The following is a 23,475-nucleotide window of genomic DNA, read 5'->3' as shown; positions in this document are numbered from 1 at the left end:
CCGCTCCCTCAGTCCTTGCGGTAGACGCAGTCCTCGGGGGGCGGTTCGCCGTCCGGCCAGGAGAACCCCTCGAACCCCAGCGAGCCGTCACCCGTCAGCCGCACGATGGGCACGGCCTTGTTCCGCGGGTTGCCCTCGGTGTCCAGGCATATCCAGCCGCTGGCGCCCTCGACCCGCAGCGAGCCGGTGAAGTGGGGCCACTGCGCCGTCACGTCCTCCAGCGCGGGCACCGCCGCCGAGGCACCGGTGGCGCGGCGGATCCCCTGGACCGCGGTCGCCATGGCGTCGTACCCGATGATCGTCTGGCCGTCGTGCAGGGTGTTCTCCCCGATCTCGGGCCGCACCTCCGACAGAGTCGACTCCAGCCGCCGGAACGCGGCCTCCGAGCCCCCCGTCGCCGGAGGGGTGTGCCCGGGCGAGGCGACCCAGGAGTCCGGGTGGGCGAGCGCGGCGTACTTCAGGACCACCCGCGGCCGCTTCTCCCCCGGCCGCTGCTCCAGCGCCGCCCGGTCGAGCAGCTCGTCCTGGCCGAGGTAGGACGCCTCGTCCCCGGTGAACACGGTGAACCCGCGCTCCGCGCACCCCGACCGGCCGAGCTCGGAGACGAAGACCCGCAGCGGGGTGTGGCGCCCGGCGAAGAAGACGGTGCGGGCCTCCGTGTCGCAGATGTAGTGGGCGATGGAGTTGAACACGTTCCCCAGGTTGCCCGGGTCGTCCGGCTCCCCGCTGGAGGTGAACGGGCGCGCGTCGTAGACCTGGTCGGGCAGCTGCTGGTCGAAGGCCTCCCGCAGGGTCCGCGCGTAGTTGTCCATCGGCTGGGTGTCGTAGACGAGCAGCGCGTTGCGGTCCACGGACGTGGCGTGGGCCACCAGCGCCCGGGCCTCGTCGGTGTTGGTGGGGGAGACCCGGGCCAGGCCGGGGATGTCGGTGATGTCGTCGGCGGTGATGGTCGAGCCGACCATCGGGATGCCGTGCCGGGACAGCAGCCCCACGGACTGCTTGGTGACGGTGTTGCTGGTCGCTATCCCGGTCACCGCCCGCAGCGGCACCGGATCGTCGGCCATGCCCACCAGCTGCTCGGTGACCGACTCCCAGTGGAGGCCGAGATTGCCGGTGTTGGCCAGCAGCACCCGGATCCTCGGCGGCCTGCCCTCCTCCCGGTTGGCGAGCAGCTGCCGGATGTACACGCCCTGGAGCTCGTGGCGCATCTTCGTCAGCTGCTCGGGGGCGGTGGCGCTGAACGGCATCATCACGGCCACGGAGACCGCGAGGCCGCCCTCCTTCGCCACCCGCGCGTTCTCGGCGCCGATGGCCCGCGCGACGTCCCGGATCTCACCGACGCCGAAGTCGAACCCGGTCGCCGAGACGCCGATGCACTCCTCGCTGCCCTCGGGCCGCTCCACCCCGGCGGCGCAGGAGCGGTCGGGGTCCAGTACTCCGGGGCCGAAGAGCACCCCGAGGACCAGGGCGGCGACCGCGGCCGCACCGATGGCGATCCTGGTCAGGTTGTTCACGCCGGGCTCCCCCCGTTCGCCGGGCCCCTCCGGGTGCATCCGCACTCCCGGAGCGGCCGTCCCGATCTGATGCTCTCCGCCCACAGCCCGGCCGCGTCCGTCAGCACGGAGCCGTCGGCGACGTCGTCGCGCAGCGCGTGCAGGGCGCTGTGCGAGGCCGTCTCCAGCCGGGACTCCGGAAGCTCCAGCCGGTCCTGCGCCAGCCAGGCGACGTGCAGCAGCCGCTCCACCCGGCGGCCCAGGTCGCGGTGGCCGCCGGTGAAGGCGGTCCCGCGGCGCTCCGGCAGGCCGGTGAACAGCGGGGCCGAGGCGATCCGCAGCAGGTCCTCCAGCCAGGCGGCCGTGTCCGCGCGGTCCAGCGAACCGGTCAGGTAGGCGACCGCGTTGCGGGTCCGGCCGCTCGCCAGCTCGTGCTGGTACTGCTGCCAGGAAGCGGGGTGGTTGGAGGCGTAGTGGGTGGTCAGGCTCTCGTGCGCCCCGATCCAGGAGGCGTGGTCGGGATCCCGGTGCCACAGCCGGTGCAGCAGCAGGGTGCGCAGGCAGTGGTCGGCGACGAAGTGCTCCTCGCACCGCGGCCAGCCGTCGGCGTCCAGGGCGGCGCGCAGCTCGGTGGTGGTCATCGCCGCGGCCGCGGGCAGCAGCAGGGCGGCGGCCCGCACGTCGGCCGCGGGGCTCAGCAGGGTGAGCAGCTCCCCGGCCTCCCCCGGGGCCAGCTCCCGGCGCAGTGCCTCCGCCACGGTCGGAGCCGGGGGGCCGGGCGCGGTGCCGCGGTGGTCGAGCAGGGCCCGCAGCGTCAGTCCGGCCAGCGGCGAGGGGGCCGCGGCACCGAGGGGCGGACCCTGGGACCTCAGCTCCTCGATGGCTGCGGTCATCCGGGTCATGGCCAGCGGACGCCCGCCGGTGAAGCGGTGCAGTGCGCGGGGCAGTCCGGGCGGGAGCATCGCATCGGGGTCGACGTGGCTCAGCAGCCCGTCCGAGGTCTCCGGGCCCGCGGGCGGCAGCGGCGGATAGGGGATCACCACCAGCGGGTTGCGGCACAGGCCGTCGGTCCGCTCCCGCGCCAGTCCCACCGCGGACGTCAGCGAGGGCAGCCGCCGTGCGCCGCGCAGCACCTGCGGGTCCTCGTGGCGGAAGGCGGCGTACACCACCACCCGGTCCTGGTGCCCGGTGCCGCGGTGGGTGAGGCAGTCCCGGACGAGCTGCTCGCCGAGTTCGTCGTGGGCGTTGTCCAGGAGCATCAGCGGACGCCCGGTGCGCAGCAGCCAGCCGCCGGTGGTGCGGTACGCGGCCTCCAGATCGGCCCGCAGAGCCTGGCCGAGGAAGTACTCGGCGCGGCGCCGCTGGTCGCCGCCGAGCAGGAAGTGGCGGCCCAGCAGGACGAGCCCCGAGCGGGCGCTGCCCTGCGCCCCCGGGTAGGCGCCGTACCAGTCCGCGGCCCGGCGGCCGGCCCGCGTGAGCAGCTTGCGCAGCAGCACCTCGACCGACAGCTCGACATGGGACCCGGCGGCGCGGGGGCGGCCGGGTGCCTCCGCGTAGGCGGCCATCAGCGTCGCCACGCCGTCGCGGACCGTCCCGGCGCCGTCGCCGCGGGCCGGCGACACCGGCTCCAGGCGGCGCAGTTCGGCCGCGATGCGCTCGTCCTCGTCCGCGTTCCACGTGCCGGAGGCGATGGCGACCAGCCCGGCGAACAGGCGCGTGGTGTGCAGGGCCCCGGATCGGGCCGGGCCGCTGGCCGTGAAGCCGGCACCCAGGACCCGCAGGGCCTCGGTCACCAGGGAACGGGACCGGGGGGACTCGGCGGCCCCGGTGCGCAGGGCCTCGTCGGCGCAGTCGAGGTAGGCGGTCGGGGTGACCGGGGCGCAGTCCTGGCGCAGCCGCGCGAAGGCGTGGGTCTTGCCGGTGCCCCGCCCGCCGACCACGGCCACCACGGGCGGCGGCAGGGCCCGGCAGTAGGGACGCTGGCGCCGGCCGGCCACCTCGGTGCCGGTCAGATGGGACGTGAGCTGCGCGAGCAGGTCGCTCCTCGCGGCGAGTTGATCCCTCAAGAACGACTCCCCGTCGGTCAACTGGCGCCGGAGGGCTGATGGACGGTCAGGACGTCCAGCGTAGGCGGCGGAGCAGGCCCGGGCGAATGTTCCGGCCGGATTCGTGTTCGTCCCGTTACCCGCCGTCGCCGCCTTCGGGCGGGTCGTGGAACCGGGCCCGGGGCGCGCGGGAGGGGGCGGGTCAGTCCCCGATGTCCTCGTGCCAGAGCCCGGGGTGCTCGGCGACGAAGGCCCCCATCATCGCTGCGCACTCCGCGTCGTCGAGGAGGACGACCTCCACGCCGTGCCCGGCGAGCCAGTCGTGGCCGCCGTGGAAGGTCCGCGCCTCGCCGATCACGACGCGGGAGATGCCGAACTGGCGGACCAGGCCGCTGCAGTACCAGCAGGGGGACAGGGTGGTCACCATGGTGGTGCCGCGGTAGGTGCGCTGCCGCCCCGCCGCGCGGAAGGCGGCGGTCTCCGCGTGCATCGAGGGGTCGCCGTCCTGGACGCGCCGGTTGCGGCCGCGGCCCAGCAGGGTGCCGTCGGCGGAGTAGAGGGCGGCACCGATCGGCAGGCCGCCTTCGGCCAGGCCGGTGCGGGCCTCGGCGAGGGCGGTGGCGAGCCACTGCCGGTAGGGGGTCACGGAGCTCCTCGCGGTCGGCGGCGGTGGGGCGTCGGGCGCGACGGGCTCAGGGGCGGGGGCGGTTGTCGGGGTCGTCGCCCTCCACCGCGTCCTCCGTGCTCTTCGGGGACTCCGGCCGCTCCTCGTCGCCGGTGCGCTTCTCGCCCAGGGACTTCAGGAACTCGGGGTTGTCGTCCGGGGCGACCCAGCCGCGGCGGCCCGCGGAACGCTGGAGCGCCGCGCGGTCCTTGCCCACGATCAGCCAGGAGACGGAGCCCACGAGCGGGAACAGCAGCACCAGAATGGCCCACAGGGGCTTCGGGATGTACCTGACGTCCTTCTCGTCCGTGGTGATGCAGTCGATGAAGGCGTAGATGCTGAGCGCCAGAGGCACCAGAAACATCAGGACCCGAAGCATGGCCGACCCCCTGCGCAACAGAGCTCGGGACCGGCCGGGCGGCCCCCGTGACAGCTCCAGGGTAGTGCGTGCCGGATACTGGACGGCATGGCTTACGACGATCTTCGCTCCCTGCTCCGCGCCCTGGAGCGCGAGGGGGACCTCAAGCGCATCAAGGCCGAGGTCGATCCGTACCTGGAGGTCGGGGAGATCGTCGACCGGGTGAACAAGGCGGGCGGACCGGCGCTGCTCTTCGAGAACGTCCGCGGTTCCTCGATGCCGCTGGCGATGAACGTCTTCGGCACCGACCGGCGCCTGCTGAAGGCCCTGGGCCTGTCCTCCTACGCCGAGATCGGGGAGAAGATCGGCGGGCTGCTCAAGCCCGAGCTGCCGCACGGCTTCGTCGGGGTGCGCGAGGCCTTCGGCAAGCTGGGCTCGATGGTGCACGTCCCGCCGAAGAAGGTGAAGGACGCGCCGGTGCAGGAGGTCGTCCTCACGGGTGAGGACGTCGACCTCGACGCCCTGCCCGCCCTGTTCACCTGGCCCCAGGACGGCGGCTCCTTCTTCAACCTGGGGCTCACCCACACCAAGGACCCCGACACCGGCATCCGCAACCTGGGCCTCTACCGCCTCCAGCGGCACGACCGGCGCACCATCGGCATGCACTGGCAGATCCACAAGGACAGCCGGAACCACTACCAGGTCGCCGCCCGGCGGGGCGAGCGGCTGCCGGTCGCGATCGCCTTCGGCTGCCCGCCCGCCGTGACCTACGCCTCCACCGCTCCGCTGCCCGGGGACATCGACGAGTACCTGTTCGCCGGGTTCGTCGCGGGCCGGCGGATCGAGATGGTGGACTGCAGGACCGTGCCCCTCCAGGTCCCGGCTGACGCGGAGGTCGTGCTGGAGGGCTGGCTGGAGCCCGGGAAGATGCTGCCCGAGGGGCCCTTCGGCGACCACACCGGCTTCTACACGCCGCAGGAGCCGTTCCCCGCGCTGACCATCGACTGCGTCACCATGCGCAAGCGGCCGCTGCTCCAGTCCATCGTGGTGGGACGGCCGCCGACGGAGGACGGGCCGCTGGGCCGCGCCACCGAGCGCTTCTTCCTGCCGCTGCTCAAGATCATCGTTCCGGACATCGTGGACTACCACCTGCCGGAGTCGGGCGGCTTCCACAACTGCGCGATCGTCTCGATCGACAAGAAGTACCCGAAGCACGCGCAGAAGGTGATGCACGCCATCTGGGGCGCGCACATGATGTCGCTGACGAAGCTGATCGTCGTCGTGGACGCGGACTGCGACGTCCACGACCTCCACGAGGTCTCCTGGCGGGCCCTCGGGAACACCGACTACGCGCGCGACCTCACGGTCGTCGAGGGGCCGGTCGACCATCTGGACCACGCCTCCTACCAGCAGTTCTGGGGCGGCAAGGCCGGTATCGACGCGACCCGCAAGCTCCCCGAGGAGGGCTACACCCGCGACGGCGGGTGGCCCGAGATGGTGGTCTCCGACCCGGCGACGGCGGCGCTGGTGGACCGCCGCTGGAAGGAGTACGGACTCTCGTGACCTCTGCCGCAGCGGCCGTCCCGCAGCCCGGGCGCACCCGGGCGTTCCTCCGGCTGGTGATGATCGAGCACTCGGTCTTCGCGCTGCCCTTCGCCTACATCGCGGCGCTGACCGCGATGTTCCGGACGGACGGCACCGTGCACTGGGGGGAACTGCTCCTCGTCACGGTGGCGATGGTCGGGCTGCGGACCTTCGCCATGGCCTGCAACCGGATCATCGACCGGGAGATCGACGCCCGCAATCCGCGCACCGCCTCCCGCGAGCTGGTCACCGGGGCGGTCTCGGTGCGCTCGGCGTGGACGGGTGCACTGATCGCGCTGGCGGTCTTCCTGGGCGCCGCCGCGCTGCTCAACCCGCTGTGCCTGGCGCTCGCCCCCGTCGCCGTGGTGCCGATGGTGGTCTACCCCTACGGCAAGCGGTTCACCGACTTCCCGCACGCGATCCTCGGGCTGGCGCAGGCCATGGGGCCGGTCGGCGCCTGGATCGCCGTCACCGGGGCGTGGTCCTGGGACGCGGTCGTGCTGGGCCTCGCGGTGGGCGTCTGGATCGGCGGCTTCGACCTGATCTTCGCGTGCCAGGACGTCCAGGCCGACCGCGCCCACGGCGTGCAGTCCGTGCCCGCCCGCTTCGGCATCCCGGCGGCGCTGTACGGCGCGCGCGGGTGCCACGCCGTCACCATGGGGCTGTTCGTCTGGTACGCGCTGGCCACCGGGGCGGGTGCCTTCCTGTGGCTGGGGCTGGCGATCGTGGCCGCGGCCTTCGTCTACGAGCACTCCATCGTGCGGCCCCACGACCTCTCCCGGCTGAACCGCGCCTTCTTCACGGTGAACGGCTTCATCGGTATCGCGCTGTTCGTGTGCGCCCTGCTGGACCTGGTGGTGCGCGGCCTGACGGTGTGAGCGGGAGCCGCCCCCGGGCCCGGCGTCCCCGGGCCCGGCGTCCGCGGGGCGCAGCCGGGGCCGTCGGGGGAGGGCGACCCGCCACCTGCCCGCACCCGCGGGCCCGGCTGCCGGGGCCCCCGTACGCGAGACCGCCCCGGGCCCGGCGCGCTCAGCCCCGCGCGGGCGCCCGCCCCCGGTCGCGGAGGGCGAAGGCCGCCGCCACCCCCGCCAGCAGCCCGAAGAGGTGCGCCTGCCAGCTCACCTGGGTGTCGGTTGGGGATATCCCCGCCAGGACGGCGCCGCCCCACACGGCGCCCACCAGCACCGCCACGGCGACGTCCCTGGGCTTGCGCTCCGCGACGCCGCGCCCGAGGAGGTAGCCGAAGAGGCCGAAGACGAGGCCCGAGGCCCCCGCCGTGTTGGTGTCCGCCGGGGAGACCAGCCAGACCGCCAGTCCGTCCGCCACGATGATCAGCAGGGCGACGACGAGGAAGCGGCGTATGCCCCCGAGCGCGGCGAGGAAGCCCATCACCAGCAGCGGGATGCTGTTGGCGGCGACATGGGCGAAGCCGAAGTGGAGGAAGGCGGCGGGCACCACGTCCGCCAGTTCCGAGCTCTCCCGGGGCGTGATGCCGTAGGGGTCCAGGGCGTGGCCCGTGGCCGCGTCCACCGCCTCCAGGGCCCACAGCAGGGCGACCCAGGCCAGCATGAGTCTGGCCGCCGCTCCGGCGCGGTCGCTCCCGCCCCAGGCGGGCCGGTCGTTCGTCATCACGGCCCCCCGATCCTCTGTGCCGATACCCGGAAGAACGTTCGCAGGGGGATCGCGGTTCCGCGCCTCGGTCATCCGAAGGGGTGAACCGGCTCAGTGCTCCGCCGGGGCGAACCGGTCGAGCAGGGCGTCCAGCCCCGCGGCGAGGTCCCGGGGGCCCGCCCGCTCCGCGAGGGACGGCGCGGCGGCGCGCAGCAGGGGCAGCCGACGGGCGGGGATCCGGTGCAGGCCGAGCCGGAAGGCCGGATCGGGTTCGTCCGGGTCGTCCACCACCGCCCGCAGCTCCACCAGGACGTAGCCGAGCACCCAGCCCGAGTAGGCGCGGAAGGCCGCGGCCGAGTCCGCCCCGTCGAGGCCCGCCTCCCGCAGCAGCGCCAGGACCCGCTCGTGCTGCTCCAGGACCGCCGCGGGCCGCCGCGCCAGGGGCACGGCGAGCATCCGGGTCGCCAGCAGCGGTACGACCTGGGGGTGGTCCAGGGCCAGGCGGTAGGTGCCCGCGGCCATCCGGTGCAGCTCGGCCCGCCAGCGCGGTGCCCCGTCGGCCCCGGGGGCGTCCGCCCCCGCCGTGACCTGCTCCCCGCCGGCCCCCGGGGCCGGCGCCGCGGCGGCGGGCGCCGCCGCGTCCAGACGGGCGTGCAGCTCCGTGAAGAACGCCTCCACCAGGCCGTCGAGCAGCCCTTCCTTCCCCTCCGCGTAGCGGTACAGCGCCATGGCCTCCACACCCAGCTCCGCCCCCAGTCGCCGCATGCTCAGGGCCGACAGCCCCTCGCGGTCCACCAGCTCCAGGGCGGTGCCCAGCACCCGCTCGCGGCTGAGGCGGCCGTAGCGGCCCCGGTCGCTGCGCCTGCGCGCCGGGCGCGGGCCGTGCTCCGGTGCGCCGGAGGCCGGGTCCTGGTGCATGGGGCCGCCTTCATCGAGTGTCCGGTCCGTCACGGTACGAGCAGCTCTTGACCCTAGGGGCAATCGGGGCGAAAGTGTACGTATACAGCGTAAACGTACAGGGCCTCAGTGCCCGGACTCCAGCGGACGACCTCCGTGGCACGGCACCCGGTGCACCGATGCGATCCCGGAGAGATCATGACCACCCGCCCGACCCGGCTCCCCGCCACCGCCGACGCGCCGCCGTCCCCCGACGGCCACCCGCTGCGCCGATCCACCGACCCCGCACCCCACCCGCTGCGCCGCGCCGGGGACCGGACCCCGCCGCCGTGCACGGTGAGCCTGGTCGTCCCGGCGCGCAACGAGGCGCGCAACATCCCCTGGGTCTTCGAGCAGATCCCCGACTGCGTCGACGAGGTCCTGCTGATCGACGGCGACTCCAGCGACGCGACCGTCCGCATGGCGGCCGAGTGCATGCCGGGCGTCCGCCTCCTTCCCCAGTCCGGCCCGGGCAAGGGCAACGCCCTGCGCACCGGCTTCCTCGCGGCACGCGGGGAGTACGTGGTGATGATGGACGCGGACGGCAGCATGTCGCCCGCCGAGATCCCCCACTTCCTGCACTTCCTCCAGCACGGCTACGACTTCGTCAAGGGCTCGCGCTTCGTCGCGGGCGGCGGGTCCCTGGACCTCACCCGGGTCCGCAGGCTCGGCAACCGCGCCCTGCTGGCGGTCGTCAACCGGCTCTACGGCGCCTCGCTCACCGACCTCTGCTACGGCTTCTGCGCCTTCCGGCGCCCCTTCCTCGACCAACTCGACCTGCATGCCGTCGGCTTCGAGATCGAGGCGGAGATGATCGTGCACGCGCTGCGCAGCGGACTGCGGATCGCGGAGGTCCCCAGCCTCGAACTGCCCCGCCGCAGCGGCTCGTCCAACCTCCACGCCGTCTCCGACGGCACCCGCATCCTGCGCACCCTGCTCTCCGAGCGCCCCGGCGCCCACCCCCGCGTCCCCGCCCGGAGCGCCCCGTGACCCCGCCCGCCCCTGCCGGTCCCCCCTCCCGCGCCCGCCCCGCGCCGCCCACCGGCCAGGCCGGGGACGCCTTCCGGGCCGTCGCGGTCGTGGACATCGACCTGGCCCGGCCCGGCGAGTTCCGCGCCCCGGGCGGCCGCCCCCCGCGCCGCGACCCCACCGGCCCCGCCCTCGCCCTCGTCCGGCTCCACGGCAGGCCCCTGGGCACCGTGACCGCCACCGCCGAGGGCCCCCGGGACCTGTGGCGGGCGCTCGCCGACAGGGCCCGCCGCGAGCTGCCCGGAGCCGCCCGCGCCCCCGCCTCCGTCCCGGCGCCCGCCCCGCCGCGCGCGGGCGAGCCCCGCCCGCAGGTCGGCGTCGTCGTCGCCACCCGCGACCGCACCGGACTCCTGCGCTCCTGCCTGGACTCGCTGCTGGCCGCCGACCCGCCCCCCGCGGAGGTGATCGTGGTCGACAACGCGCCGTCCGACGACAGCACCGAGCGCCTGGTGCGCACCCGCTACGCCACCCGCGTCCGCTACCTCCGCGAACCCGTCCCCGGCCTCGCCCGCGCGCACAACCGCGGCCTGGCGGCGGTCCGCGCTCCCCTCACGGCCTTCACCGACGACGACACCCTGGTCGACCCCGGCTGGCCCGCCGCCCTGGCCGCCGCCTTCCGCGCCGACCCGGAGACCGGCTGCGTCACCGGCCTGATCGTCCCCGCCGAGCTGCGCACCGCGGCCCAGGCGGCCCTGGAGCGGCACGGGGCCTTCGGCAAGGGTTTCGCGCCCCGGATCTGGTCCCTGCGCGACCCGCCCGCCGACCCCCTGTTCCCGTTCACCGCCGGACGCTTCGGTTCCGGCACCAACATGGCCTTCCGTACCGAACTCCTGCGCGACATGGGCGGGTTCGACCCCGCCACCGGGACGGGCACACCCGCGCACGGCGGCGACGACCTGCTCGCCTTCTTCCGCGTCCTGGTCGGCGGACGCAGCCTCGCCTACACCCCCGAGGCGATCGTCTGGCACCGCCACCGGCGCACCCCCGAGGCCCTCGCCGCCCAGGCCTTCGGCTACGGCTCCGGCCTCGGCGCCTACCTGGCGGCCGCGATGGCCCACGAGCCGCGGATGCTCCCGGCCCTGCTGCGCCGCGTCCCCGGCGGACTGCGCCACGCCCTCGCCCGGGCGGGCGGCCACCCCGGGCCGGACCGCGGGCCCTCCCGGCGGCTGGCCCTGCGGGAGCTGCGCGGCATGGCCTACGGACCCGTCGGCTACCTCCGCAGCCGCCGCCGCTCCCGCCGCGCCGCCCCCCGGGGGGCCCCCGGCGCCCACCGCACACCCCCCGCCGCGGCCGCCCCCGGCGCCGACGACCCCCGCCTGCGCCGCGGCCACCGCCGCCCCGGCGCGGGCTGAGGAGGCCGGGACCGTGTACGCCACCCCGGGAGCACCCCCGACCGGCCGGACCGGGCCCCGGCGGTCCGCCCCCGCCGCACGGCCGCTCGCCGCGGCGGTCCGCGCGGGCGCCCGCGGTCTCCTCTCCCGCGACCCCCTGCTCCGCAACGGCCACCTCCTCGCCGTCAGCTCCCTGGTCAACGCCGCGCTGGGCGCGCTGTTCTGGGTCCTCGCCACCCGCTGGTACGAGGACGCCGCCGTCGGCCTCAGCTACTCCGCGCTCTCGGCCATGCTGCTGCTCGCCAGCATCGGCCAGCTCAACCTCTCCGACTTCCTGATCCGCTTCGCCCCCTCGGCCGGACGCCACACCCGGCGCATGGTGCTCACCTGTTACGCCGTCAGCGCCGTCGCCAGCACCGCGGCCGCGGGCGCCTTCCTGCTCCTCGTGCCCAGGGCCGCGCCCGACCTCGGCTTCCTCCGGTCCCCGCTGCCCGCGCTCTGCTTCGTCCTCGCCACCGCCGCGTACGCCGTCTTCGTGATGCAGGACGGCGCGCTGACCGCACTGCGCCGACCGGGCTGGGTGGTCGCGGAGAACGTCGTCTTCGCCGTCGTCAAGATCCTGCTGCTGGGACTGGGCGCCCTCCTCGCCCTGGCCACCGGCATCCTGCTCTCCTGGGCCGGAGCGCTGGTGGTCGCGCTGCTCGTCGCCAACGTCGTGCTGCTGCGCCACGCGGTGCCCCGCCACGAGCGCGCCTCCCCCGACGCCAGGCGCCCCTCGCAGCCGGTGCGCTACGCCGCGGCCGACTACGCGGGCTCGCTGTTCCGGATGGCCGCCTACACCCTGGTCCCGCTGATCGTCCTCAACCACCTCGGACCCGAGCAGAGCGCCTACTACTCGCTTGCCTGGGTGGTGGCCTACGTGCTCTACCTGGTCACCCGGAACCTGGGCAGCTCGCTGGTGGTGGAGGCGGTGCGCAGCCCCGAGCGGCTGGTGGAGCACGGGCGGCGGGTGATGCGCCACTCCGCGCTGCTCCTCGGGGCGGGGGTCGCCGTCCTCGTCGCCGGGGCGCCGCTGATCCTCGACCTCTTCGGCGAGGGCTACTCCGACTCCGGTGCCGCACTGCTGCGCCTGCTCGCCCTCTCCGCCCTGCCCAACATCGTCGTCAGCCTCGCCATCGACGTCTCCCGGGCCCGCCGCCGGCTGCGGCTCGCGGTCGGACTCCAGGTCGCCCTGTGCGTGCTGGTGCTCGGCCTCACCGCGGCCCTGCTGCCCGCCATGGGGATCACCGGCGCCGGGGTCGCCTGGCTGGCGGCGGAGTGCCTGCTGGCGCTGCCCCTGCTGCTCGGACGGGCACGCTGGCTGGCCACCGGACCGGCCGACCCCCGGGAGGCGTCATGACGAGGACCCGCGAGATCGTCGGATCGAGCAGCCCCACCTTCTCCGTCGTGGTCTGCGCCTACACCCTCGACCGGTGGGACGACGTCCGGGCCGCCGTGGCCTCCCTGCGCCGCCAGAGCCGTCCCGTCGACGAGATCCTGCTCGTCGTCGACCACTGCCCGGAGCTCTACGACCGGGCGGCCGCCGGGCTCCCGGGCGAGGTGCGCGTGCTCGCCAGCCACGAGCGGCGCGGGCTGTCCGGGGCCCGCAACACCGGGGTGGCCGCCGCCCGCGGCGAGGTCGTCGCCTTCCTCGACGACGACGCCACGGCCGACCCCGACTGGCACGCCCGCCTGGCCGCGGGCTACGGGGACCCCGCGGTCGCGGGCGTCGGCGGACTGGTCCGGCCCTGGTGGACCACCGGGCGGCCCGCGTGGTTCCCGCCCGAGTTCGACTGGGTGGTCGGCTGCTCCTACCGGGGGCTGCCCGAACACCCTGCGCCGGTCCGCAACTTCATCGGCGCCAACATGTCCTTCCGGCGTGCCGAGGTGCTCGCCGCGGGGGGCTTCCGCACCGACCTGGGACGCGTCGGCAGGACACCGCTCGGCGGCGAGGAGACCGAACTCTGCCTGCGCATCGCCGCCCGCAGCCCCGGGGCCGTGCTGCTCTACGAACCCGGCGCCGCCGTCCGCCACCGGGTGCCCGGCGCCCGCGCCCAGCACACCTACTTCCGGGCACGCTGCTACGCGGAGGGCCTCTCCAAGGCCCGCGTGGCGCGACTGCGGGGCAGCCGCGCCGCCCTCGCCAGCGAACGCGCCTACCTGCGCTCGGCCGTGCCCCGGGCCTTCGCACGGACCCTGCGCCCGGGGACCGACGGCGGCCCGCGTGTCCTCGCCGCCCTCTGCACGGGCGTCGGCGCCACCGTCGCGGGCTATGTCGTGGGCCGCGCCGGGCTGCTGGCCGAGGCCGTCCGCAGGACCCGCGGCGAGCCGGCCGGGGACGCCCCGTGAGCCCGTCCGGGGCCGCTCCGGCGGTCCGGTCCGCGGCGCCGGTCCCGGTGCTGCTCTACCACAGCGTCTGCGACGAACCGCCCGCCTGGATCGCTCCGTTCACCGTGCGCCCCCGTGCGTTCGCCCGGCAGCTCGACCTCCTCGCCGACCGCGGTGTGGCCGTCGTCCCGCTCAGCCGGCTGGTGGCCGCCCAGCGCTCCCCGGCCGCCGCCGCGCTGCCCGCCCGCTGCGCCGTGCTCACCTTCGACGACGGCTTCGCGGACTTCCACACCGCGGTGGCCCCGCTGCTCGCCGCCCGCGGACTGACCGCGACCCTCTACCTCACCACCGGCGCCGTCCGGCGGCCCGGCCGTCCGGCCGGGCCCGGCCCCCTGCCCCCGGCGGCCATGCTGGACTGGGACCGGGTCCGGGAACTCGACGCGGCGGGCTTCGAGATCGGCGGCCACACGGCCACCCACCCCCAGCTCGACACCCTTCCGTCCTCCGCCCTGGCCCCCGAGATCGAGGGCTGCCGGCGCCGGATCGAGGACGAACTGGGGCACCGCGTCACCGCCTTCGCCTATCCGCACGGCTACTCCGGCCCCGCCGTACGCCGCCGCACCGCCCGGGCGGGCTGGACCTCCGCCGCCGCCGTCCGGCAGGGCTTCAGCTCCGCCGCCGACGAGCCCCTGCGGATCGCCCGGCTGATGCTGCGGGCGGACACCGGCCCCGCCGAGTTCGCCCGCTGGGCGGTGGGCGAGGGCGCACCCGTGGCCCCCTTCCCGGAGGGCGCCCGCCCCCGTGCCTGGCGCGCCTGGCGCCGTCTGCGGGCGCGGCTGCGCGTCCCCTACGAGGCGCTGCCCCCGCCGCATCCGCCCGGGGGCGCGGCGGCCCGGGAGTGAGACGGGGCGGGTCCGGGGCCGCCGGGTCCCGTCCTGCCGGATCAGCGCTGCCAGACACGCACCCAGTCCACCGTCATCCGCGCCGAGTCCACCGAGTCCGGGGGCGGATCGGGCACCCCGACCGCGAGGTTGAGCAGCACCTCCATCGGCTCGTGCGGGATCTGCTCCGGTTCCGTGGCACGGAAGCGCTCCACGCCGTCCACGTACCAGACCAGCCGGTCCGGCTCCCACAGCAGGCCGAACACATGGGCGCGCGCGGGGAAGTCGACGGGGCCGTGACTGCCGTTCGCCCGCTGCTCGGCGCCCTCCGCGTCCCGCCAGTGCACGTACATGTCCACCTGGCGGCTGGTGCCCAGGAACTCCATGATGTCGACCTCCGGCGGGGTGAACCTCGACGCCGGCATCAGCCAGAAGGCGGGGAACATGCCGGGCTCGGCCGGGATGCGGACGGCCGCCTCGAAGTAGCCGTAGGTGAAGGTCTGCCGGGGCCGGGAGTACCAGTCGTCCCGGCCGGTGGAGACCATGCCGGACCGCCAGGGGTAGACCTCGTCGTCGCTGCCCCGGGTGTCGCGGCGCTCGGCGGTCAGCGTCAGCCGCCCGTCCGAGACGGACACCTGCCCGGGGAGGTACCACTGGAGCTCGTCGTTGCCCTCGTTGGTGCAGCCGTCGACGTTCCAGTCGTAGCAGGTCGCCCACCGGCCGGTGTCCAGCCGGTCGCCCTCGAAGTCCTCGGCCAGCACCTGGCGCCAGTCGTCCCCGACGGGCGGGCCGCCCCGGGGCGCCGGAGCCGACCGGTCGCCGGCGCAGGCGGCGAGCAGCACCAGCAGCAGCAGCGCGAGCGCGGCCCGGCGCGGGCCGCCCCCGGTCACGGCCGCCCCCCGGTGCGCCGGGGCAGCGGCGGGCGGGGCAGCAGCGCGAGGGCGGAGGTCAGGCAGGCCAGCACCACCAGCGCCCGCCCGGCGGTGAACACCCCGGCGAGGAACAGCCCGAGGGCCACCAGCGCCGACAGCGCCAGACTGAGCACCACGGCCAGCACGGCCTGCTCCAGCAGGGCCGTGCGGTCCGAGCCGTGGCGCAGGGCCGCGGCCCTGCCCGGCCGCACCGCCGCGAGCCCGGGGCACACCAGCAGGAACGCGGCGACCAGGGCGGTGCGGGGCACCGAGGCGGGCGGCAGCGCGGTCGCGGCGAGGGCGGCCCAGCCGGACAGGGCGAGGAGCAGGCGCACGGGGTTCACCTCCCATCTCCTCCCGGGGAGTCCGGCGGCGGCGTCACATAGCGGAAGACCGTGGCGTCGGCGGTGTCCCACACCCGGGTGAACCCCTCCGCCCCCGCCATCGCCGCCTCCAGCCGCGGCGTGAGGGAGGCGGGCAGCGTCCCGGTGAGATAGCAGTTCATGGTCTGCGCGCGGCTGAGGACGATGTAGGCGGGACGCGTCGGGGTCGCCCCGTAGACGTACCCCTCGACGCCGTCGAGCGGGTCGCGCACCAGGCGCTGCTTGTCCTCCGGGTCCTGGGCGGCCAGCTGGACGCGCTCGTGCCGGTCGTAGAAGCGGTCCAGCCCGGGGACGTCGGAGGTGAGGGAGACGATCCTGGAGCCGGGGGGCGCGTTGTCGGTGACGAAGCGGGCCGCGGCGACCTCGTCCGGGGTGAAGCGGTTGACCGCCTCCTTGCCGTAGTAGCCGAAGACCAGTCCGCCGAGCATGGCGAGGAGCACCGGCAGGACGGCGAGGGTGCGCAGCGCCGGGGCGTCGGGGGCCCGCGGGACGCCGGCGGGCACGGTCGCGGCCCCGGTGCCGGTGCCCGGGGTGGGGGGCAGCAGCGCGGCGGAGACCAGGAGGGCGGCGGCGGGCAGGGCGAAGAGGTACGCCCGGAAGATCATCTCCCCGCCGTAGGCGTTGACGGCCAGGAGCACCAGGGGCGCGAGCACCAGCAGCGGCAGGCCGGTGCGGCGGGTCCAGGGCCGGGTCAGGAAGCCCACCGCGGCGAGCACGAAGACGGCTGCCGACAGGATCCGGTCGACCCAGGACAGCAGCGTCTGCCCGGGGGCCGCGGTGCCCAGGGTCGCCAGGCCGGAGACGATGTTCGTGTCCGGTTCGAGCACCGCGCCGACGAGGTCGCCGAGTTGGGCGGAGATGTACGACCAGGCCACGGTCGTGTCCCAGGCGACGGTCGCCGCCACCGCGCCGGCCAGGACCGGCAGCACCACCCGGCGGTTGCGCCGCGGCAGCGCCAGCAGGGCGAGGGCGCTGACCAGCATCAGCGGCGTCAGCGGATGCGAGGCGGCGATGGCGGCCACCACGACCAGCACCGCGGCCAGCAGTCCCGGAGGCCATGCCGGGGACCGCTTCGGCGCCGCGCCGGGCGGCGCCCGGCCGCCCTCCGGCGGCCCCGGTGCCGGTGCGGCGGAGCTGGGCAGACGGCGCACCACCAGGGCGATCACGGTCACGAACATCAGGAAGGCGAAGGCCTGCGGGGCGAAGTAGTCCTGGCCCACCCAGGAGCAGGAGTAGAAGATCCACACCGCGCCCCAGACCAGCCGCGGGTCGCGGGTGACCGAGCGGTAGAGCAGCAGCAGCGGACCGAGCAGCAGCGCGTTGGTGAAGACGGGGAACCAGGCCGCGTAGCCGACGCCCGAGTCGAGTCCGGCGGCCCTCAGGAACAGCCCGTTCAGGTCGAAGAACCCGGGCCACTCGTCGTAGACCGACAGCTTCCCGGCGTCCGGCACCTCGCCGCCGTTGCGCAGCCGGGCGTCGGTCACCGACAGGTGCTTCCACGCCCAGGAGTAGCGCAGCGTGGGGTAGAGCAGGGTCGGGGTGGCGTGCAGGACCGCGATCAGGCCGAGGGTGTGGGCGGCGAGCAGGCCGCGGTGCGTCCGCCGGTCGCTGAGCGCCAGGCAGAAGCCGAGGGTGAGCAGCCCCAGCGCGGCCCAGAAGATCCCCGGCAGCACCTGGAGCAGGCCCAGGTCGCGCATGGCGTCCAGGTCGACGTCGCGCAGCGCCGCCAGCCAGAGGGCCAGGGAGACGGGCAGCAGCACCGCGGAGGCCGTGCCGCGGGCCGAACGGGGGCGGGGCGCCCGGCCCCCGCCGGGGCGCGGGGGCCCCGGCCCGGGGTGCGCCGACGCGTGTCCCGGTGCCGGTCCGTCGCCGGGCGTCAGGATCCCCTCGCCCATCGTGCCGACTCCCGCAGCACGGGGGCCACCGTCCCGGCCGTCCACCAGGTGCTGCGTCCGTAGCCGGGGGCCTTGCGGACGTTGCCGGCGACATGCCACAGCCAGGCGAGCAGCGGCAGCAGGGCCGGGTCGCCGCCGCCGCCGTCGGGCGCGGCGCCCTTGCGGACCAGCAGCGCCCGGTCCGCGGCGGGCAGCCCCGGCGGCCGCAGCGCGTCCGCGACCAGCCGCCCCAGCGGCCGCCCGTCCCGGGCGCTGCGCACGGTGAGCACGGCGGTGCAGGCGTCGAGTTCGGCCGGTCCGGCGGGCAGCGCGCCGCCCCAGTCGACGAGGCCGGTGACCGCGCGGCGCCCGTCGAGCAGCACGTTGCCCGGGTGGAGGTCGGTGTGCGTCCAGCCCTCGGTGAGCACGGCGCCGCGCAGGGCGCGGTGCAGCCGCAGCCGCAGCGCGGCGAGCCCTTCGGCCCCCGCGCCGGACCGGCACCAGCGGACCTCCGAGGCGAGCAGGCCGAGCGGTTCGGCGGTCCACGACGCGCCCCGGTCGGCGGCCGGGACGGGCCGCCCGGTCGCCCGCCGCACCGCGGCCAGCAGGTCGAGCACGGCGTCGAGCACCGGGTCGGCACCCGGTGGGGGGCCGCCCCGGCCCGGTCCCGCCCAGGGGGCGCCGGGCAGCCGTTCCTGGGCGAGCACGGGCACGGGGGCGCGGGGCCGGGGGCCGAGGGCCCGCGGCAGCAGGGTCCGCCACGGAGCGAGCCGCGGGTCGGCCAGCAGCTCCCCGAGGACCTCCCACTCGCGGACCAGGACCGCGGCGGCGCGGGCGTCGCGGGCGCGCTTGACCACGGCGGAGGCCCCCGGTGTGCGGAGGGTGAAGACCAGCAGGCCGGACTCGAAGCGCCGCCGCGGTACGACGCCGACCCTGCACGGCCCCAGCCCGCGGGTCAGCCGCCGGGCGGCGAGGCGGTCGGTCGGTCCGCCGAGCAGCCGCGGCGCGCGCAGCGGGAGGAGGCCGAGCAGGGGGTCCCACGGTGCGTGGGCGAAGCGGTTGCCCGTCGGGTCCACGGGGCCCACGACCTCGGTGGCGAGCGTGCGCCCGTGGTCGATCCGTGCGGAGGACATTTGCTGGCAATTCTAGAACTGCTCACCGGATCGGGCCTGTTGTGGACGGGCACCCGCCCACCGGCCCCGGAGCACGCGCGCCCCGGGGGCCCGCGCCCATACTGGGAGGAGGACGCCGGCCTCCCGCAGGGCGCCTGCCGCTCCGGCGGGCGGCGCACGGGGCCGGTGCCCGTGCCGAGGAGGCGGCATGGACGTCGTGGAACTCCCGGCGGCCGCGGGCGCGGGCCCCGTCAGCGTGACGAGCCCGGTGCCGCGGGACGTGTGGTGGCGGGCCGCCCGCGCGGACGACTGCGCCCTGGTCACCCAGACCCCCGCCTGGCTCGACGCCATCTGCGCGACGGGCCCCTGGACGGACGCCGGGCGGCTGTACGAGTTCCCCGACGGGGTCTGCGCGGTGCTGCCCCTGGTGCGCCGCCGCGGGCTGCCGGGCCCGCTGACCGTCGAGGACTCCTGGCCGTCCGGCTGGGGCATCGGCGGCCCGCTGCTCCCGGACGGCGGCCTCCGCCCGGCCCAGGCCGCCGCGGTGCTCGGGGACCTGGTGACGCGCCCCGCGCTGCGGGTGGGGGTGCGCTTCGGGCCCGACGAGGCCCCGGTGTGGGGGCAGGCGCTGCCGGCCGCCTTCCGGGCGGAGGCCCACTACGTGCAGGTCGTCGACCTCCGCGGCGGCTTCGCGGCGGCCTGGGAGCACTTCCGGCCGCGGGTGAAGCGGGACGTCCGCCGCGCGGAGCGCTCGCCGGTGGAGGTGGTGGCCGACCGCACCGGGCGGCTGGTGCCCGTCTTCTACGCGCTCTGGGAGAAGTCGGTGCTGCGCTGGGCGGAGCAGCAGCACGAGCCGGAGGCGCTCGCCCGCTTCCGCCAGGGCCGCGCCTTCCCGCTGCGGCGGCTGGAGGCGGTCGCGGAGCGGCTCGGTGAGGCGTGCACCGTCTACCTGGCCACCTGCGGCGGCGAACCGGCGGCGGGGGCGGTGGTGCTGCGCCACGGGCCGCACGCCAAGTACTGGCGGGGGGCCATGGACCGGGAGCTGGCCAACCCGGTCCGGGCCAACCACCTGCTCCAGCGGCTGGCGATCGAGGACGCCTGTGCGGCGGGCTGCCGCTACTACCACATGGGGGACTCCCGCCCGGGGTCCTCGCTCGCCGCGTTCAAGGCGTCCTTCGGGGCGCGGGGGCGGCAGTCGATGCGGTACACCCGGGAGCGGCTGCCGGTCTCCGCGGCCGACCGCGCGCTGCGGGGCGCGGCGAAGCGCCTCCTCCGCTTCCACGACGCCTGAGGGTGCCCGCCCGGGCCCGTGCCGGGGCGTGTCGGCGCCCCGAGGGTGCGCCCCGCCCCGTACGGCGCCCGGCGGGGGCCGTGCCCCGGGGGCGTGCCCCCGGGCGCGCTCGGCGCGCCGGATAGGCTCGTCGCCGTGGAGCCGCAGGAAGTGAACAGTCGCCGCCCGTGGATCGTGGGGGTGTCGGGCGCCTCCGGAACCCCGTACGCCGCCGCCGTGCTGAGGGCGCTCCTCGCCGCGGGCGAGAGCGTGGACCTCGTCGTCAGCCGGGCCTCCCGGCTGACGCTGCTGGACGAGACGGGCATCGCCTACCGGGACGCGCACTGGCGCGAGGACCTGGGCCGCTGGCTGGCCCGGGGGGCCGACGGCAAGCCGGACGCCTTCGAGGTGGACACCGCCGCGGCGGACGTCCGCCACTGGGCGGCCGGGGACCTGGCGGCCGGGCCGTCGTCCGGCTCGTACGCCGTGAAGGGGATGCTGATCGTGCCGGCGTCCACGGCCTGTGTGGCGGGTGTGGCGCTCGGTCTGTCGAAGGACCTGCTCCAGCGCGCCGCCAGCGTGACGCTCAAGGAGCGCCGTCCGCTGGTGGTGGCGGTGCGGGAGACCCCGCTGAACGGGCAGACGCTGAGGCACCTGGTGGCACTGGACGAGGCGGGCGCCGTGGTGCTGCCCGCCTCTCCGGCGTTCTACGCGGGGGCGACGCACATCCAGGACCTGGTGGACTTCGTCGCGGGGCGGGTGCTCGACGCCGCAGGGGTGCGGCATCGGCTGTACCGCCGCTGGGAGGGGGAGCTCGGTGGCGGCTCCGCCCGGGGTTAGCCCTTCCTGCCGGTGCGCGGGGTGCGGAGCTTTCCTCCCCGGCGCGCGCCGGTGGGCCGGTGGGCACGCGAGCGGTCGGCCAGCTCCTGGAGCTCGCGCATGCGGGCGTGGGCCATCTCGATCGTGTACACGGTGAGTGTCATCTCCTGTATGGATCGTGATCCTGTGGGATCAGCTGTGATCGTTTGAGTTAATCGCAGGGTGTCGGCCCTGCATGCCTTAGATTCTACACGTAAACTCGCGGAATCACTGAACAATGGAAGGCTCAGGCTTATGGATGCCGTGGATAGGCAGCTCATCCAGGCTCTGCGTGAGAACGGCAGAGCGTCGTATGCCGAGCTCGGGCGCCTGGTGGGGCTCTCCGGCCCCTCCGTGACCGACCGCATCAACCGGCTGGAAGCCGCCGGGGTCATCACCGGCTACCGCGCCACCGTCGACGCCGCCTCGCTCGGGCTCGGGGTCACGGCCCTGATCGGCATCTCCCTCACCGACGCCACCGACCACGAGGACGTGGCCCGCCGGCTGCGGGACCTGGCGGAGATCGAGGACTGCTGGTTCATCGCGGGCGACGACTCCTACATGCTCAAGGTGCGCTCCAGCGACGTGGACGGACTGGAGAAGACCATCCGGCGGCTCTCCGGCACCCGGGGCGTCTCGCGGACCCGGACCACGATCGTGCTCTCCACCAAGTGGGAGAACCGTGTCGGGGAGCTTCCCGAGGAGGACTGAGGCGCGCCCTCCCGGGCGCACCCGGCGCACCCCCCGGGCGCACCCGGCGTGCTCGCCCCCGCGCCGCGCGCCCCGTCGCCGCCCGCCGCCCCGGCCGTCCGCTCCCGTAACGCCGCGGCCGCCGTACCGCCCCGCCCGTGAAGCGCCCGCCGGGCGGGGGAGTACGGTGGTCGGAGCCTGTTTACGTGGAGATCTGGGAGGCGGCCGCATGGACGCGGGGCTCAAGCGCGAGCTGGAGGAGAAGGTCCGGGCCGGTGAGCGGCTGACCCGCGAGGACGGCATCGCGCTCTACGCGTCGGACGACCTGGCGTGGCTCGGCGGGCTCGCCCACGAGGTCCGCACCCGCAAGAACGGCGACGTCGTCCACTTCAACGTCAACCGCCACCTGAACATGACGAACGTGTGCACCGCCTCGTGCGCCTACTGCTCGTTCCAGCGCAAGCCGGGCGAGAAGGACGCGTACACCATGCGCATCGAGGAGGCCGTCCGCCTCGCCAAGGCGATGGAGAACGAGAACCTCACCGAGCTGCACATCGTCAACGGGCTCCACCCCAACCTGCCCTGGCGCTACTACCCGCGCTCGCTGTCCGAGCTCAAGAAGGCCCTGCCGGACGTCTCCCTCAAGGCGTTCACGGCCACCGAGATCCACCACTTCGAGACCATCTCCGGCATGTCGGCCTCCGACATCCTCGACGAGCTGATCGAGGCCGGTCTCGAATCCCTGACCGGCGGCGGCGCGGAGATCTTCGACTGGGAGGTCCGGCAGCACATCGTCGACCACCGCACCCACTGGGAGGACTGGTCCCGCATCCACCGCCTGGCGCACGAGAAGGGCCTCAAAACCCCCAGCACGATGCTGTACGGGCACATCGAGGAGCCCCGCCACCGCGTCGACCACGTGCTGCGCCTGCGTGAGCTCCAGGACGAGACCGGCGGCTTCCAGGTCTTCATCCCGCTGCGCTACCAGCACGACTTCGTGGACATGCAGGACGGCAAGGTCCGCAACAGGCTCCAGGCCCGCACCACCATGGCCACCGGAGCCGAGGCGCTGAAGACCTTCGCCGTCTCCCGGCTGCTCTTCGACAACGTCCCCCACGTCAAGGTCTTCTGGGTCATGCACGGTGTGCAGACCGCCCAGCTCGCCCTCCAGCACGGGGCGGACGACATGGACGGCTCGGTCGTCGAGTACAAGATCACCCACGATGCCGACAACTACGGCACCCCCAGCAAGCTCACCCGCGACGACCTGCTGGAGCTCATCCGCGACGCCGGCTTCCGGCCCGTGGAGCGCAACACCCGCTACGAGGTCATCCGCGAGTACCCCGGCCCGGACCCGGACCGCCGCGAGACCCCGCAGCCGATGCGCCTCTGACCCCTCCCGCCAGACCCGCGGGCACCCGCCCCGGGCGCACCCGTACGCTGCCCGCATGGCGCTGACCTTCGAACTCGACCCGTCCACCGGCCCCGACCTGGCCGCCGGTGTGGTCTCCCTGTGGGCCGACGTCACCAACGCCGGAGGCGCGGTGGGCTTCGTCCCGCCCGTGACCGCGGAGGACGTGCGCCCGCGCTGGATCGGCCACCTGGCCGCCATGGCGGACGGCGGGATGCGGCTGCTCGTGGGCCGGGACGAGGAGGGGGCCGTCGCGGCCACCGCCTTCCTCGCCCGCAACACCCATCCGCTGATGACCCACTGGATCTGGGCGTACACGGTCATGGTCCACCCCCGCCACCAGGGCCGGGGCTACGGGCGGGAGCTCATGGCCCGCGTCGAGGAGGCCGCCCGCGGGATGGACGGCGTCGAGGCGGTGCGCCTCACCTGCCGGGGCGGCACGGGCGCGGACCGCTTCTACGCCGCCTGCGGCTACAAGGAGGTCGGCCGGGTGCCGGGCGCCATCCGCGTCGCCGAGGGCGACGACCGCGACGACGTGGTCATGCTGCTGCCGCTGCTCTGAGCGCCTTCCTCCGCCCCGGGACCGCTCTCCCACGGCCCGTGGCCTCCCGCCGGCGGCTCCGCCCGCGGCCCCGGGCCCGCCGCCGCCGGGGCCCGTGCTTCACTG

At 75.5% G+C, this 23,475-nt stretch carries 23 protein-coding genes; 12 read left to right on the top strand and 11 right to left on the bottom strand.

The window, feature by feature from the left end:
- Nucleotides 1-8: 8 nt before the first annotated feature.
- The 4 genes from NPS70_RS25735 to NPS70_RS25720 form a co-directional block, all read right to left on the bottom strand.
- Complete coding sequence (locus tag NPS70_RS25735) at nt 9-1,514, bottom strand: hypothetical protein (protein WP_256526811.1); 1,506 nt, start codon at nt 1,512-1,514, stop codon at nt 9-11.
- Complete coding sequence (locus NPS70_RS25730; protein WP_256526810.1) at nt 1,511-3,559, bottom strand: hypothetical protein; 2,049 nt, start codon at nt 3,557-3,559, stop codon at nt 1,511-1,513. The genes NPS70_RS25735 and NPS70_RS25730 overlap by 4 nt, the downstream gene beginning before the upstream one ends.
- Before the next feature lie 181 nt (nt 3,560-3,740).
- Nucleotides 3,741-4,184 (bottom strand): nucleoside deaminase, encoded by a 444-nt coding sequence (locus NPS70_RS25725; protein ID WP_256526809.1) that lies wholly within the window; start codon nt 4,182-4,184, stop codon nt 3,741-3,743.
- Between the two features lie 46 nt (nt 4,185-4,230).
- A complete protein-coding gene (locus NPS70_RS25720; RefSeq protein WP_256526808.1) occupies nt 4,231-4,581 on the bottom strand; it encodes a PLD nuclease N-terminal domain-containing protein in 351 nt (116 codons plus the stop codon).
- 87 nt (nt 4,582-4,668) lie between these two features.
- Between NPS70_RS25720 and NPS70_RS25715 the strand changes: the two genes are divergently transcribed.
- Together NPS70_RS25715 and mqnP are read left to right on the top strand one after the other, a co-directional pair.
- Nucleotides 4,669-6,123, top strand: coding sequence for a menaquinone biosynthesis decarboxylase (locus NPS70_RS25715; protein ID WP_256526807.1), 1,455 nt, complete (start codon nt 4,669-4,671; stop codon nt 6,121-6,123).
- Nucleotides 6,120-7,022, top strand: a complete 903-nt coding sequence (mqnP, locus tag NPS70_RS25710; RefSeq protein ID WP_256526806.1) for a menaquinone biosynthesis prenyltransferase MqnP — start codon at nt 6,120-6,122, stop codon at nt 7,020-7,022. Before NPS70_RS25715 ends, mqnP begins: the two co-directional genes overlap by 4 nt.
- Before the next feature lie 151 nt (nt 7,023-7,173).
- On the opposite strand, the gene NPS70_RS25705 is transcribed toward mqnP, so the two are convergent.
- Nucleotides 7,174-7,773, bottom strand: a complete 600-nt coding sequence (locus NPS70_RS25705; protein ID WP_256526805.1) for a rhomboid family intramembrane serine protease — start codon at nt 7,771-7,773, stop codon at nt 7,174-7,176.
- Nucleotides 7,774-7,866: 93 nt separating this feature from the next.
- Nucleotides 7,867-8,673 carry a TetR/AcrR family transcriptional regulator C-terminal domain-containing protein gene (locus NPS70_RS25700; protein WP_256526804.1) on the bottom strand — a complete coding sequence of 269 codons (807 nt, stop codon included), beginning with the start codon at nt 8,671-8,673 and terminating at the stop codon, nt 7,867-7,869.
- 177 nt (nt 8,674-8,850) lie between these two features.
- Between NPS70_RS25700 and NPS70_RS25695 the strand changes: the two genes are divergently transcribed.
- From NPS70_RS25695 to NPS70_RS25675, 5 genes are read left to right on the top strand one after another with little or no spacing between them, the layout of a single operon-like run.
- A complete protein-coding gene (locus tag NPS70_RS25695) occupies nt 8,851-9,681 on the top strand; it encodes a glycosyltransferase family 2 protein (protein ID WP_256526803.1) in 831 nt (276 codons plus the stop codon).
- Nucleotides 9,678-11,072 (top strand): glycosyltransferase, encoded by a 1,395-nt coding sequence (locus NPS70_RS25690; RefSeq protein ID WP_256526802.1) that lies wholly within the window; start codon nt 9,678-9,680, stop codon nt 11,070-11,072. The genes NPS70_RS25695 and NPS70_RS25690 overlap by 4 nt, the downstream gene beginning before the upstream one ends.
- Nucleotides 11,073-11,085: 13 nt before the next feature.
- On the top strand, nt 11,086-12,450 hold the full coding sequence (locus tag NPS70_RS25685; RefSeq protein ID WP_256526801.1) for a lipopolysaccharide biosynthesis protein: 1,365 nt from the start codon (nt 11,086-11,088) through the stop codon (nt 12,448-12,450).
- The gene (locus NPS70_RS25680) at nt 12,447-13,439 is read left to right on the top strand and encodes a glycosyltransferase family 2 protein (RefSeq protein WP_256526800.1); all 993 of its coding nucleotides are present in this window, start codon (nt 12,447-12,449) and stop codon (nt 13,437-13,439) included. The genes NPS70_RS25685 and NPS70_RS25680 overlap by 4 nt, the downstream gene beginning before the upstream one ends.
- Entirely contained in the window at nt 13,436-14,320 is an 885-nt protein-coding gene (locus NPS70_RS25675; protein WP_256526799.1) for a polysaccharide deacetylase family protein, read from the top strand. Before NPS70_RS25680 ends, NPS70_RS25675 begins: the two co-directional genes overlap by 4 nt.
- Nucleotides 14,321-14,361: 41 nt before the next feature.
- Here NPS70_RS25675 and NPS70_RS25670 read toward each other — a convergent pair whose 3' ends face one another.
- From NPS70_RS25670 to NPS70_RS25655, 4 genes are read right to left on the bottom strand one after another with little or no spacing between them, the layout of a single operon-like run.
- Complete coding sequence (locus NPS70_RS25670; protein ID WP_256526798.1) at nt 14,362-15,189, bottom strand: glycoside hydrolase family 16 protein; 828 nt, start codon at nt 15,187-15,189, stop codon at nt 14,362-14,364.
- A complete protein-coding gene (locus NPS70_RS28780; protein WP_256526797.1) occupies nt 15,186-15,554 on the bottom strand; it encodes a DUF1616 domain-containing protein in 369 nt (122 codons plus the stop codon). Before NPS70_RS28780 ends, NPS70_RS25670 begins: the two co-directional genes overlap by 4 nt.
- On the bottom strand, nt 15,551-17,488 hold the full coding sequence (locus tag NPS70_RS25660; RefSeq protein ID WP_256526796.1) for a glycosyltransferase: 1,938 nt from the start codon (nt 17,486-17,488) through the stop codon (nt 15,551-15,553). Before NPS70_RS25660 ends, NPS70_RS28780 begins: the two co-directional genes overlap by 4 nt.
- Complete coding sequence (locus NPS70_RS25655; RefSeq protein ID WP_256526795.1) at nt 17,470-18,600, bottom strand: phosphotransferase family protein; 1,131 nt, start codon at nt 18,598-18,600, stop codon at nt 17,470-17,472. The genes NPS70_RS25660 and NPS70_RS25655 overlap by 19 nt, the downstream gene beginning before the upstream one ends.
- Nucleotides 18,601-18,787: 187 nt before the next feature.
- Between NPS70_RS25655 and NPS70_RS25650 the strand changes: the two genes are divergently transcribed.
- Entirely contained in the window at nt 18,788-19,870 is a 1,083-nt protein-coding gene (locus tag NPS70_RS25650) for a GNAT family N-acetyltransferase (RefSeq protein WP_256526794.1), read from the top strand.
- Between the two features lie 135 nt (nt 19,871-20,005).
- Entirely contained in the window at nt 20,006-20,689 is a 684-nt protein-coding gene (locus NPS70_RS25645) for a UbiX family flavin prenyltransferase (RefSeq protein WP_256526793.1), read from the top strand.
- Here NPS70_RS25645 and NPS70_RS25640 read toward each other — a convergent pair.
- On the bottom strand, nt 20,686-20,832 hold the full coding sequence (locus NPS70_RS25640; RefSeq protein WP_256526792.1) for a hypothetical protein: 147 nt from the start codon (nt 20,830-20,832) through the stop codon (nt 20,686-20,688). The two genes, NPS70_RS25645 and NPS70_RS25640, sit on opposite strands and share 4 nt — an antisense overlap.
- A 130-nt stretch (nt 20,833-20,962) precedes the next feature.
- On the opposite strand from NPS70_RS25640, the gene NPS70_RS25635 reads away from it, so the two are divergent.
- The 3 genes from NPS70_RS25635 to NPS70_RS25625 all read left to right on the top strand — a co-directional run bounded on the left by NPS70_RS25635 (nt 20,963) and on the right by NPS70_RS25625 (nt 23,370).
- Nucleotides 20,963-21,418: an Lrp/AsnC family transcriptional regulator gene (locus tag NPS70_RS25635; protein WP_256526791.1), complete on the top strand. Its 456-nt coding sequence runs from the start codon at nt 20,963-20,965 to the stop codon at nt 21,416-21,418.
- A 208-nt stretch (nt 21,419-21,626) separates the two neighbouring features.
- Entirely contained in the window at nt 21,627-22,790 is a 1,164-nt protein-coding gene (gene mqnE / locus NPS70_RS25630) for an aminofutalosine synthase MqnE (RefSeq protein ID WP_256526790.1), read from the top strand.
- Nucleotides 22,791-22,845: 55 nt separating this feature from the next.
- Nucleotides 22,846-23,370: a GNAT family N-acetyltransferase gene (locus tag NPS70_RS25625; RefSeq protein ID WP_256526789.1), complete on the top strand. Its 525-nt coding sequence runs from the start codon at nt 22,846-22,848 to the stop codon at nt 23,368-23,370.
- The last annotated feature ends 105 nt before the right edge of the window (nt 23,371-23,475 follow it).

Origin of the sequence: Streptomyces sp. C10-9-1 (genome assembly GCF_024497955.1) — a bacterium.
Lineage (GTDB): Bacteria > Actinomycetota > Actinomycetes > Streptomycetales > Streptomycetaceae > Streptomyces > Streptomyces sanyensis.
This window is presented reverse-complemented; position numbering and strand designations above follow the sequence as displayed.